The organism is Rhizobium skierniewicense, from assembly GCF_014196515.1.
Taxonomy (GTDB): Bacteria; Pseudomonadota; Alphaproteobacteria; order Rhizobiales; family Rhizobiaceae; genus Agrobacterium; species Agrobacterium skierniewicense.
Map to the genome: position 1 here is coordinate 562966 of NZ_JACIDV010000001.1, position 12579 is coordinate 575544.

The window sequence follows — 12579 nt, forward strand, 5'->3', positions numbered from 1 at the left end:
GGGGGAGTTCCAGATGCAAGACAACACAGTCCACATCCGCGTCATCTCACCGCTCGTCACAAGGGGCTTTCGCAAGCTTGCTGATCTCAAGGCGCTGGAATACCCGGGAATAGCAGTGTCTCATGCCGAGATCTCGACGGGGCCAGCTTCGATCGAAAGCGAATTCGAGGCAGCGATGTCCGTGCCCGGCACTCTCCTTGAAGTCAACAAAGCCGATCGAGACGGCGTCGATGCTGTGATCATAGATTGCATGGGCGACCCAGGTCTGAGGCCTGCAAGGGAAATCACAGACATGGTCGTGGTCGGGCCGGCGCAGACCGGCATGCACATCGCCGCCATGCTTGGCCACACATTTTCGGTCATAACCGTCATGCGCCGCTTGAGGCCATCCTTTGAGAACACGGCCGCGTTGTGCGGTCTTTCCAGCAAGTTGGCATCGGTGCGCAGTGTGGATATTCCGGTTCTCCATCTGGAAGCCGACAGGACAGAAACCTTGCGTCGGCTTATCGAAGAGGGTCGAAAAGCTGTCGAGGAGGATGGCGCAGAGGCGCTGATCTTCGGCTGTACGGGACTGATGGGTTGTGCTGCCGGTTTGCGGGCCGGCCTGCTCGCCGAAGGCATTGATGTTCCTGTGATAGACCCGATACCGACAGCCATCTCGATCGCCGCAGGCTTGGTCCGTGCCGGTCTCTCGCAAAGCAGGACGACGTATCCACCACCACCGGAAAAAGCATTGATCGGCTACGATGCGCTCCACGCATCCATGCCGCCGCTTGCCGCCGAATAATCAGGAGACCGGATGAGGGATATGGCAACAGGCACGGTCACCACCACTGCAGAAAGAAACACCGGGACGGCCGGTCTGCGCATGGGACAGCGCTTCTTTTCAGGGGGAATTTTCTGGCTGCTGGTTATTCCGGCGTTTCTCTTCTTCCTCGTCTTCTTCGTCGTGCCCACCGCATCTCTTTTTGCCTTGGCGTTCAACAAATCGACAGCTGGTGTCATCAGCCTGTCCAGCGTGATCACCTTCGACAATTTCGTGCGCATCTTCACGCGTTCAATTTACTACGAGTCCATCCTGCGTTCGGTTGGTATCGCCACCGTTGTGTCGCTCATATGTCTGTTTTTTGGCTATCCGCTGGCCTATGTCATTGCCAAGACCGTAAGTCCCGGCCGAAACGCGCTGTTGATGATACTTGTCCTGTCGTCCATGCAGCTCGACATGGTCATTCGTCTGTATGGTCTGATGGTTCTGCTGGGCGACAACGGTCTCATCAACGGCGCATTGATCAAGTTGGGTGTCATTTCCGGGCCGCTGCCGTTGATGTACAACACCTTCGGCGTGGTGGTCGGACTTGTACAGATTACACTGCCCTTCATGGTTCTGTCGTTGATCGGCATCATCAAATCCATTCATCCATCGCTGGAAGAGGCGGCTCGGTCTCTGGGCGCGTCTCGCGCAAAAGCGTTTTGGTCGGTCGTGCTGCCGCTTTCCATGCCTGGGATTCTGGCGGGAACACTGCTTGTCTTTGCGCTCGCGATCTCTTCTTACGTCGTTCCCGCGCTGATGGGCGGATGGAAGGTCATGGTCCTGCCCATCCACATCTATCAGCAGGTGGCCGAAACCGGTCGCTGGCAGTTCGGCGCGGCCATCGCCGTTGTTCTTTTCGTCACAAGCCTCATGGCTATTGCCGTCTATCAGAGGGTTGCCATGCGCACGACAGGAGGTCGGAGTTGATGCGCGATGAATCTCCCATCCCGTTTGTCTTCAAGACGATCTCGCTTCTGACGCTGGCCATTCTGCTCGTGCCCGTTGTTATCGTGGTGCTGGCGGGCTTGAATTCCGGGGACTACCTCACCTTCCCCCCACAGGGCTTTTCGCTACGGTGGGTCTATGCTTTCCTGACATCACCTTCGTTCCTGTCTGCCTACGGCGTGTCATTTCTGGTTGCCGCGATCTCGACGGCGATCTCGACGGTGCTCGGCACCATGGCAGCCCTTTTCCTGTCGCGCGCCTCCGGCCCGTTGATTGGAATGTTGCGCGCCTTTTTCATGATGCCGATCGTCCTTCCCGGCGTCGTTCTTGGCCTTGCTCTTTACGTCTTCTATGTCACAAGCGGAATCGGGCTGGCACGCAGCCTGACCGGCCTCGTCATCGGCCATGTCATCGTCACGTGCCCGTTCGTGATTGCGACTGTCACGGCTTCGCTCGTCGGTTTCGACCGGAGCCTTGAAGAGGCGGCACGGTCGCTCGGTGCTTCACCCTTTACAGCCTTTCGGCTGATCACGCTCAAGATCATCGCGCCCGCCATTTCAGCAGGCACAATCTTCGCCTTCATCATTTCCTTTGGGCAGTTCGAAGTGACGCTGTTCCTGTCGACACCGAACCTCCAGACGCTGCCAATGGCGATGTATGTCGCGTTGCGTTACGCGTTCGAGCCGACGGCCGCAGCTGCCGGTATCTTTGCCATCCTTCTCGTCGTCATTTCGATGATCGCGACGTCTAAACTCGTCAATCTTAAACGTATCTTCGGCGGCTGAACGCCCGCCTGAGACTGAACGACCGATCCCGCATCCATAAGTTCAAAAAAGGGGAACATGGACATGACTGGAAAGACATTCGATCCCAATCGCCGCAAGCTTCTCAAACTGAGTGCCGCAGCAGCCACCCTGCCGCTGTTCAACATCAATCACGCGTTTTCCCAGGATGTGACCTATGACGGATCGGTCTTTGATGCCGGTGGTGCTGTCCTGCGGATCGGCGAATGGGGCGGTCCCTGGGGTGAGCTCGTTCACAAATATCTGCTCACGGATTTCGCCAGGGATTACAACTGCAAGATCGAATATGACTCGACCTGGCCGTGGTTCCCGAAATTCGTCGCCAACGGGCCGCAAAAGCCACCGCTCGACGTGACCAACTGGAACCTGCCGGAAATGTTCAAGACGGCAGCGGCGGGCGACTTCTTCCACACCATCGAAGAAATTCTTCCCAACCTTCCGAACGGCAAGAACCTATGGCCATTCGCCACATCGAATGGTGTCGGCGTGACATGGGCTTTCAACCAATATGTTCACGCCTACCGCACGGATCTCGTCACCCCCCCACCGACGAGCTTCAAGGATATGTGGAAGCCGGAATTTGCTGGCAAGCGCGGTACCTATATCACATCCAACACCTTGCAAATGGACTTCTTCCTCGTCGCCTGCAGCCTGTTCGGCAAGGACCAGTACGATCTCGACGCCGGTTACGAGGCGATGCGGGCCTTGATGCCCGCCAAGATTTCAGACTTTACCGGCAACATGCAGACATTGATGGATCGCGGCGAAGTCGTCATCGCGGTTCAGAGCGATGCCGAACCGATGCAGGCCCATGACAAAGGTGCGCCTTTCGCTGTCATGTACTGGAAAGAATTGCAGCCGATCCTGACGCAGACCTACACGATTAGCCGCTATTCCGAGCCGACCCAGAAAAAACTGGCCTATGCGCTGCTGAACCGTGCGCTGGAACCGTCCTTCATGACCAATATGGGCAAGGAATTCTATCTGCGGCCAACGGTTTCCAATGCCGTTCTGCCGGACAATCTGGTGAAGTCGGGCATCGTCAACAGTGCCGATGCCATCAAGGATTTCTGGTTGCCGGACTGGAAGGCCTATCTGGAGAACGAAGACGAGATCGTTGAGACAGTGAACGAAATCTTCGCGGGCTGATCGAGACAGACGGTGGAAGCGGTGGCCGTGTTGCGCGGCCACCAGCCAACGGACACATGGGAATTACAGGACGATGTCGGATATCCAGTTAAAGAACCTCGTCAAATCGTATGGCAATACGGTGGCGGTTGCGGGCATAGACCTGCACATCAAGCAGGGAGAGTTCTTTTCTCTGCTTGGGCCTTCCGGCTGCGGAAAGTCCACCACACTGCGCATGATCGCGGGCTTCATCCGCCCCAGTGCGGGTCAGATCCTCATTGGCTCGGACGACGTGACCGGACTGCCGCCGGAAAAACGGGACATCGGCATCGTATTTCAGAACTACGCGATCTTTCCACATATGAATGTTGCCGAAAACATCGGATTCGGTCTGAAACTCCGGAAAAAATCACCCGCAGAAATCGATAGGGCAGTTGCCTTTGCACTCAGCCAGGTCGGCCTTGTGGGTTACGAGAACCGCTATCAGCGCCAGCTTTCCGGTGGTGAACAGCAGCGCGTGGCGCTGGCGCGCGTGCTCGTGACCGAACCGCGCATCCTGCTTCTGGACGAGCCACTGTCTGCACTCGACAAGGCGCTGCGCGAGGAAATGAAATACTGGATCAAGGATCTGCAGAAAAAACTCGGGATCACCACCGTCTATGTCACCCACGATCAGGATGAGGCGCTGACCATGTCCGACCGCATCGGCGTGATGCAGAAAGCCCGCGTGGAACAGGTCGGTACACCACAGGAAATCTACGAACGCCCCAAAACACTGTTCGTTACAACCTTTATCGGCCAGTCGAATGTCATCGACGTCACGGTTAGGGGCCGGGATGGCGACCGGCTGAGTGTCGGTTTTGCAGATGTCACGGCGCTGACCCGTGCGCCAGCGACCGATATCGCTCCCGGAACCGCGGTTAAACTCGTTGTGCGCCCTGAAAACGTGATTATCGGTCAAGCCGGAACCGGCCTGCCCGCGACTGTGATCTCGGAGACTTACCAAGGCGCTCTGGTGCGTTACCGGCTTTCCTTCGGTACCAAGGAGATCATCGCCGAACGACAAAACCAGTCTCACGTCGAACGGCTCTCACCAGGGCAGTCCGTGGGGGTGAGTTGGGACCCGGAAAGATCGGAGGCATTGATGGCCTGAGGGCCGCAATCGCTGAAAACAATCATTGATGAGGCGAACCGGCATGCGGGCAATGTCCGCAGCAAAGGACGCGCATTGTCTGAAGACAAGTAGGAGAATGATATGCGTATAGGAATTGATGTGGGTGGCACCAACACGGACGCCGCTCTGATGGACGGAGCCGCTGTTATCGGTGCATGCAAGAGCCCGACAACGGCTGACGTCGGGTCTGGTATCGTTGCCGTGATGAAAAAGCTGCTGGATATGACCGGCGTGTCTGTTACGCAGATCCAGGCGGTCATGATCGGCACAACGCACTTCACCAATGCCGTGGTTGAGCGCAAACGCCTCCTTGAAGTGGCCGCCATCCGTCTCGGTCTGCCCGCCACCAAGGGGTTGCCGCCGCTTACCGACTGGCCGCAAGACCTTGCCGACACGCTTGGTCGTCATACCTTCATGCTGCATGGCGGCCATGAGTTCGATGGCCGCAAGATTGCGCCACTCGATGAAAAAGGTCTTTTGGAGGTGGCGCAAACCATCCGTCAGCGTGGTTTGACGTCTGCGGCCGTGACGTCCGTATTCTCGCCGGTAAAACCGGAGATGGAGCTTCGCGCTGCCGAAATCCTGCGTGAAGAAGTGCCCGGCATCGCCCTGTCTCTCAGTCACGAAATCGGCCGCGTCGGTTTTCTCGAGCGTGAAAATGCCTCGATCATGAATGCGTCGCTGGCCGACCTTTCGAAGAAAGTCGTGTCATCGTTCCGCAATGCCCTAAAGGAGATGTCGATCACGGCGCCGTTTTATGTCAGCCAGAACGACGGGACACTGATGGCACCCGATTATGTCGAGCGCTACCCGGTGCTCACCTTCGCCTCCGGCCCCACCAACTCCATGCGTGGCGCTGCACTTTTGGCCGGAGAGAAAGAGGCCATGGTGGTCGATATTGGTGGGACGACGTCCGATGTCGGCATGTTGATGCAGGGGTTCCCGCGCGAGTCTGCCGTTGCCGTCGATATCGGTGGCGTGCGGACCAACTTTCGGATGCCGGACGTGCTGGCCATTGGCCTTGGTGGCGGGTCGTTGGTGCGCGATGACGGAACCCGTATTGGCCCCGATTCCGTTGGCTATGAAATCACCTCGAAGGCGCTGGTCTTTGGCGGCGATATGTTGACCACGACGGATATCGTCGTCGCTGCAGGACTGGAAGATATCGGCGACAGGTCGCGCGTTGCCCATATACCGGCCAGCACCATCGAAGCCGCTCTGGCCACCATGCACCGGATGGTGGACGAAGCCGTCGACCGCATGAAGACCAGCGCAGAACCGCTACCCGTCATCCTCGTTGGCGGCGGTTCCATTCTCGTCTCCCGTGATCTCCCATCGGCCTCAAAGGTTATCAGACCGGAAAATGCGTCTGTCGCGAACGCCATCGGCGCGGCCATCGCTCAGGTCGGCGGAGAGGTTGATCGCATCTTCTCATTGGAAGGCACATCGCGCGACATCGTGCTGGCCGGTGCCAAAGCCGAAGCATCGGAACGCGCCATCAAGGCCGGTGCCGATCCGGCATCGGTCAAGATCATGGATATCGAAGAGGTGCCGCTGGCCTATCTGCCAGGCAGTGCCACACGCATCCGCGTCAAGGCGGTCGGCGATCTGGTGATTGGCTGAGGAGCCCTGACGATGAAACTCACACGCGAACATCTTGCCGATCTGGCCGTCGGCGCAGCTTTTCTTGGCACCGGGGGTGGGGGCGATCCCTATGTTGGACGCCTGATGGTGCAGCAATGCCTGGATGAAGGGTGCGAGGTCGAACTGATCGATCCGCAGGACGTCCCCGATGATAGTCTTGTTATTCCAACCGCCATGATGGGGGCCCCCACCGTGCTGGTGGAAAAGATACCATCGGGTGACGAAGCCATTGCCTCACTGCACCGGCTGGAAAAACGGCTCGGTCGGAAGGCGGGCTACACCATGCCCATCGAAATCGGTGGCATCAACTCGACGATCCCCCTCGTCGTCGGCGCACGACTGGGCCTGCCCATTGTCGATGCAGATGGCATGGGCCGCGCCTTTCCTTATCTGGAAATGGAAACATTCGGCGTCTACGGCATTTCAGGCTCTCCGATGGCCGTCAGCAATGAATGGGGGGATTGCGCCCTGATCGAGGCTGTCGACAACCGTCAGATGGAATGGCTGTCACGCGCCGTCGCCATGCGCATGGGTGGCTGCGCCTATATCGCAGAATATGCGATGACCGGTGCGGAGGTAAAACGCACGGCCATACCCAACACGCTGACACTTGCTATTCGGATTGGCGAGGTGATGCGCAAGGCGCGTGACGAGCACCTCAACCCCATCGAAGCGCTCTTAGGTTTTCTGCCATCAACGCTCTATCGTTATGGACGCGTCATCTTTTCCGGCAAGATCACGGATGTCATGCGTGAAACGCGGGCGGGCTTCACCATGGGGCGGGCGCGCATCGATGGCATCGCTCCCTTTTCCTCGCAGATGGACATCGAGATCCAGAACGAGAACCTGATCGCCCGTGTCGATGGCAAGGTCAAGGCCATCGTGCCGGACCTGATCTGCATCATGAACACCGAAACGGCCGAGCCGATCACCAACGAGAATCTTCGCTACGGGCAGCGGGTGACTGTTGTTGCCGTCTCCGTGCCGGAAATCATGCGCACGCCCGAAGCGCTCGCCGTGTTCGGACCCGCCTGCTTCGGGCTTAAAGAGCCCTTTACCTCGATAGAGGAGATCGATTGATATGAACATCATCACGGATCAGGATCTCGACGACCTCGCAGTTGGTGCTGCCGTTCTGGGAACGGGTGGGGGCGGCGATCCCTATATCGGCAAAATGCTGGCCAAGGCTGCTATTGAAAAATACGGTCCTGTCTATCTCATGCATCTGCAAGACGTTCCCGATGAAATCGCTGTCGTCGCTTGCGGCGCGATGGGCGCCCCGACTATCCTCATTGAAAAGATTCCCTCGGGCGATGAGGGTGACCTGGCACTCGATAGCTATGAAGACCACACCGGTGTGGATATCGACGCGCTCATTCCCTTCGAGGCAGGCGGCATCAATTCGATGGTTCCGATCATCATGGCTGCTCGAAAACGCATACCGGTCATCGACGCCGACGGCATGGGGCGTGCTTTCCCACAGCTCGAGATGGAAACCTTCAATGTCTATGGCGTTTCAGCCAGCCCTATTGCCATTGCTGACGAGCGTGGCAATTGCGTGTTGATAGAAACCCGTGACGCTGGAAAGGCTGAATGGCTGGCGAGGGGGGTGACCATCCGCATGGGCGGACAGGCCTATATCGTCAATTACGGCATGGACGGAAAAACGGCAAAGCGCGTTTCTGTTCCTGCCACCATGTCGCTTGCCATCGGTATCGGACGCACGCTCCGCGAGGCGATCGGCAGTCATGACGATCCGGTGGCCGCATTGATTGCGTTCTTCGCTGGCACGCATTACGGACACGCCGAGATCATCGCGTCCGGAAAAGTCGTCGATGTTGCCCGCAAGGAGGAAAACGGCTGGTCGGTGGGCATTGTGACGATCGAACCCTTCGATGCATCGCACCCGAACATCAAAATCCGCATACAAAATGAGAATCTTGTAGCAGAAGATGAAAATGGCAAGGTTCTGGCCATCGTTCCCGACCTGATAACGGTGCTGGATCTGGACACGGCCGAAGCCATTACGACGGAGCGACTTCGATATGGTCAGCGTGTCAACGTGCTCGCGGTCAGGGTCCCGCCGATCATGCGGACGCCGGAAGCGTTGGCGGTCTTCGGCCCTTCAGCTTTCGGCCTACCCCATACCTATAGACCGTTAGGGGCTTGACGAATGATCGACTAGAGGACCTGATAGAGGTCGAAGCAGGACAGTCCTGCGGTCTTAAAAGAGCATACCGATGCAGAACTCCGGTCTGAGCGAAAAGGCACAGCAGGTCAAAACGGCTGCTGAGCGCACCAAGGTTGGATCGCGCTTTCGCCCCCCGCGCATGTTGTTCAACGGGATAGAACGACCCTACCTGCTGTCGAAGCTTCTGGATGGGCTTGCAAGGCAGATCGTAATTTTGCGCGCGCCGCCGGGTTTCGGCAAGACGGCGCTGATGAAGGCTGCCTATGATCGGATTTCCGCGGGAACGCTTCGTCTTCCGGGCGGATGCGAAACGCCTATCGCGCACTGCGCATGGTTGACCCTGTCTTTGCCGCAATCACCGGAGGATTTCGTCGCAGACCTGCGGCAAGCGCTCGATCTTCCCAGGGGAGAAGAGACCGGCAATGCTCTGATGGAAACAATGGAAGCGGTCGGACTCCGCAGCGGCGTCACCATCCTGTTTATCGATAATGTCGATGATGTCGGCGGTCAAAACCGTTCTCTGGAAGAGATGGTGCTATCGGCGCCGGATAATCTTCGTATCGCTCTCGCATCCTTGCGTCCCGCGCCGATCCCCATCGCTCGCCTGAAGGCGGCTGGCACCCTGAGCGAGATAAGTGCAGGCGACATGCTCTTTGGGCGCTCCGAGCTTCAACGGTTGTCGGCTCGTTCGCAGACGACAGCGTCGATTGATCACCTGATGGAGGTGACGAGGGGTTGGCCAGCCCTGACGCAACTCGCTACCCTTCCGTCGCAGGGAGAGCAAGGAACACCTTTGGCCGGGCAGAATGCGGACATGGTCGGGTTCGTGCGAGAAACAATCAGCAGCCAGTTATCTCCTAACCTTTGCAATCTCCTTCGGAAAATGGCCGTCTTCGATGAGTTTCGATTGGACCTTGCTGCTGATCTCGGCGCCGAGCAGCTGCTGCCCGACGACCTCGCGATGATCGAGACCCTCAACCCGGTTATCGAAAAAAATGCGGGCGGATGGCTCACGCTTCATCCGGTGTTACGTTCCTGTCTGGCTGAAGATACGCCGGGTGCGCCCGCAAACAACGGTCGGACGTTGCACCGACAGGCCGCAATCTGGTTTGCGACTCAGGGCTTTCTTGAGCAGGCGGTCTCGCATGCGGCGCGTAGCGGTGACTTTCGAATGGCAGAGGAAATCATCGATCAAGCTGGCGGTGTCGACATCTTCCTCCGGGCCGGACACAAGGTGTTGGAACATCTGATCGATAATTTTCCGCCAGAGGTTTTGCATGCTTCTCCGGGACTCGCGGTGTGTTACGCGGTCGTCCTGTCCAAGCGTGGGAATGCGACAGCCGGACGGGAGCGGTTGGACCTGCTGAAAGAAAAAGACGACTGGTCGCCCGTTGCGCTTGCGGCGGTCAATCGCAATGTTTTGGATCACATCGATAGCCTGATTGATGTGTATGTAGACCGCAGGATGAATGTGGCCCAGGCGCAACGTCTGGAACAGGTTGCGGCAGGGCTGCCACCCCATGCGACGTGGGAACTGGCTTGGATTCATAATCATCTGTGCATCGTTTACACGCGCTTGGGCGATATCGAGGCTGCGCGGCGCACTGCGCTCAAAGCACTCGGCTATTATCGCGAGGAGAAAGCGACTTACGCACAGGTCTTCATGCTGGTCCACCTCGGTCTGGTTGGATCGCTTGCAGGCGAATTTTCCTCCGCACTTCAGTTTTGCAGAGAGGCCGAGGCCCTTGTCGAAAGCAAACATTGGAGTGATCGCAATCTTTTGGCTATTACCCGGCTTGCCTGCGCCGATGTGCTTTACCATCAAGGCGAAGTCCAGCTTGTCGAAGCCATGCTCAATGAATGCATGGAGCCCCTGGTGCGTGGAGAAAGCTGGGTAGACCTGTATACGCGCCTTTTCTCGCTGCTTTCACGTAGCCGCCTGCACATAACGGGCTTCGATAGCGCTGTTGCGGCAATCGATAAAGCAGAAGAGGTCGCCGTTGAGCGCGCCATGCCGCGCTTGAAGGTTGCCGCCGGGATTATGCGGATCGATCTGCTGGTCAGGGTTGGCATGATCGAGTCCGCCGGACAGGCGGGTGAAAAAGTGGTGGCGATGCGGGCGAAAGCGGATCCGAACAACTGGACGTGGAGAGAGGACTATGATTATGAAATTGCTTCATCCAGGCTAGCCATCGTTCTCGGGCACAGCCAGATAGCGCTGGATGCCGTCGAGACATTAATTCGCAAAAGTTCAATTCAAGGGCAGGGTTATCATCGACTGATTGCCGAAATCATCGCCGTGAGAGCGGCATGGAAAGCCGGGCAACAGGACAAGGCCCTGTCCTACTTGCAATCGGCAATCGCTCTTGCCCGTGCCCATCAGGCAACACAGTTCTTCATTGATGAAGGGTCGGATTTCGCTGTGATATTGCGGGCAATTGTGCGTCGTTTCGGACTGAAAGCGTTCAGTGTTGATGCCGTGGAGTTTATGAGTCGCATCGTTGGTCGTGATTTTCAGCGCCCACCCAAATCGGTGACGGTCGTTCAGGAACGCAAGGATAGGATCCCGCCATCTGCGGGCCTGTTGAGCAACAGGGAAACAGGTGTATTGAAGCTTCTGGTGGATGGTCGCAGCAACAAGGAAATGGCACGGGCGCTGGATATTTCCGAGGCGACCGTCAAATTTCACTTGAAGAATATCTATACGAAGCTGGGGGTAAGCCGGCGGGGCATGGCCGTGTCATTGAGCAATCAGCTCAATCTTACAACACAACAATAGCGCGAAGGCTCTTGCATTGTCGCACCTGAGCGCTCGCATCGAACTGTATGACCATGTGAAATCTCATCCTTCACGAACAAAAATGAGAGGAGACGCCCAAAAATGAACTATATTCATGGCTTATCCGTTGAAGGCTTTGCGGTTGATGGCTACGACTTTCGATAAAATTCATCGTCGACTCCAACCTGGATTTGTTTCGTTTTTTTGAGCTAGATATGGGCGCCATACTGTTCTAGATAAGCGGATATAATGTCGCTTTTTTAGATTTTCGTGTTGTAGTTGTTGCTTCTGTATGGATATTCTATCCTTTAAAAAGTGTGATGAGTGGGGATTTCTTGGAGACATTCGGCTTATATGTTATCAACTTGGACCGATCTGCGGATCGGTGGGAGGCGATACGTGTTCAGGCCGAAAAATTTGGTTTGAACGTCGAGCGCGTGAGTGGAGTTGACGGGAACAAGGTCTGTGCGGATTCCTGGGTCGATGCTGACGAGAGCAAATTTATCGTCAGAAACGGGCGCAATATGCTTCCTGGCGAATACGGATGTTACAAAGCTCACCTGTCTGTGCTCGAGACATTCGTCTCAAGCGGCTATACAAATGCCATCGTGATAGAAGACGATATCGAACTGACAGAGGATTTTTTGCCCCGGGTGGCGGCCATCCGCAGTGGACTGCCGTCTGCCGAAATCGTAAAGCTATTGAACCACCGGACAAAAGGTTTTCGGGAAGTCGCGGTGACCACTTTCGGCGACAGGATCGGTCGTTGTCTTCACGGTCCGCAAGGATCGGCGGCGTGTTATTTGGTGACACGCGAGGGCGCCAGAAAGATGCTCAGCGAAATGCAGATGATACGTTACCCTTATGACATTACGCTTGAGCGCGGCTGGAAAACCGGCGTTGAAGTATATACCGTCAAAAGCAACATTGTGGAATTATCGACACATTCAATCGATAGTCAAATTGCCAACCGCGAGCAGTATCGTGCGGTGAAAATACGAGGACTTCGTAAGATGTCGACCCATCTCATCAGAGCGATCGAGTACCTGCGTCGGATTCGGTACGCGCTATCGTGATGATTGCTTCCACTCCTTCTAGGTCTCT

Annotated in this window: 10 protein-coding genes; all 10 read left to right on the forward strand. The window is 56.7% G+C overall.

The window, feature by feature from the left end; all coding sequences use genetic code 11:
• Positions 1–13: 13 nt before the first annotated feature.
• The 10 genes from GGQ73_RS02460 (at position 14) to GGQ73_RS02505 (ending at position 12551) form a co-directional block, all read left to right on the forward strand.
• The gene (locus GGQ73_RS02460) at positions 14–787 is read left to right on the forward strand and encodes an aspartate/glutamate racemase family protein (RefSeq protein WP_183893683.1); all 774 of its coding nucleotides are present in this window, start codon (positions 14–16) and stop codon (positions 785–787) included.
• A gap of 12 nt (positions 788–799) precedes the next feature.
• On the forward strand, positions 800–1738 hold the full coding sequence (locus GGQ73_RS02465) for an ABC transporter permease (RefSeq protein WP_234900381.1): 939 nt from the start codon (positions 800–802) through the stop codon (positions 1736–1738).
• Positions 1738–2541, forward strand: a complete 804-nt coding sequence (locus GGQ73_RS02470) for an ABC transporter permease (protein ID WP_183893685.1) — start codon at positions 1738–1740, stop codon at positions 2539–2541. The genes GGQ73_RS02465 and GGQ73_RS02470 overlap by 1 nt, the downstream gene beginning before the upstream one ends.
• A 63-nt stretch (positions 2542–2604) precedes the next feature.
• Complete coding sequence (locus GGQ73_RS02475) at positions 2605–3708, forward strand: ABC transporter substrate-binding protein (protein WP_234910844.1); 1104 nt, start codon at positions 2605–2607, stop codon at positions 3706–3708.
• Positions 3709–3781: 73 nt separating this feature from the next.
• Positions 3782–4840, forward strand: coding sequence for an ABC transporter ATP-binding protein (locus tag GGQ73_RS02480; RefSeq protein WP_183893689.1), 1059 nt, complete (start codon positions 3782–3784; stop codon positions 4838–4840).
• A gap of 102 nt (positions 4841–4942) precedes the next feature.
• The gene (locus tag GGQ73_RS02485) at positions 4943–6484 is read left to right on the forward strand and encodes a hydantoinase/oxoprolinase N-terminal domain-containing protein (RefSeq protein WP_183893691.1); all 1542 of its coding nucleotides are present in this window, start codon (positions 4943–4945) and stop codon (positions 6482–6484) included.
• A gap of 12 nt (positions 6485–6496) precedes the next feature.
• A complete protein-coding gene (locus GGQ73_RS02490) occupies positions 6497–7585 on the forward strand; it encodes a DUF917 domain-containing protein (RefSeq protein ID WP_174154618.1) in 1089 nt (362 codons plus the stop codon).
• A gap of 1 nt (position 7586) precedes the next feature.
• On the forward strand, positions 7587–8675 hold the full coding sequence (locus GGQ73_RS02495; RefSeq protein WP_183893693.1) for a DUF917 domain-containing protein: 1089 nt from the start codon (positions 7587–7589) through the stop codon (positions 8673–8675).
• 70 nt (positions 8676–8745) lie between these two features.
• The gene (locus GGQ73_RS02500; protein WP_234910845.1) at positions 8746–11475 is read left to right on the forward strand and encodes a LuxR C-terminal-related transcriptional regulator; all 2730 of its coding nucleotides are present in this window, start codon (positions 8746–8748) and stop codon (positions 11473–11475) included.
• 335 nt (positions 11476–11810) lie between these two features.
• The gene (locus GGQ73_RS02505; protein WP_234910846.1) at positions 11811–12551 is read left to right on the forward strand and encodes a glycosyltransferase family 25 protein; all 741 of its coding nucleotides are present in this window, start codon (positions 11811–11813) and stop codon (positions 12549–12551) included.
• Positions 12552–12579 lie beyond the last annotated feature (28 nt).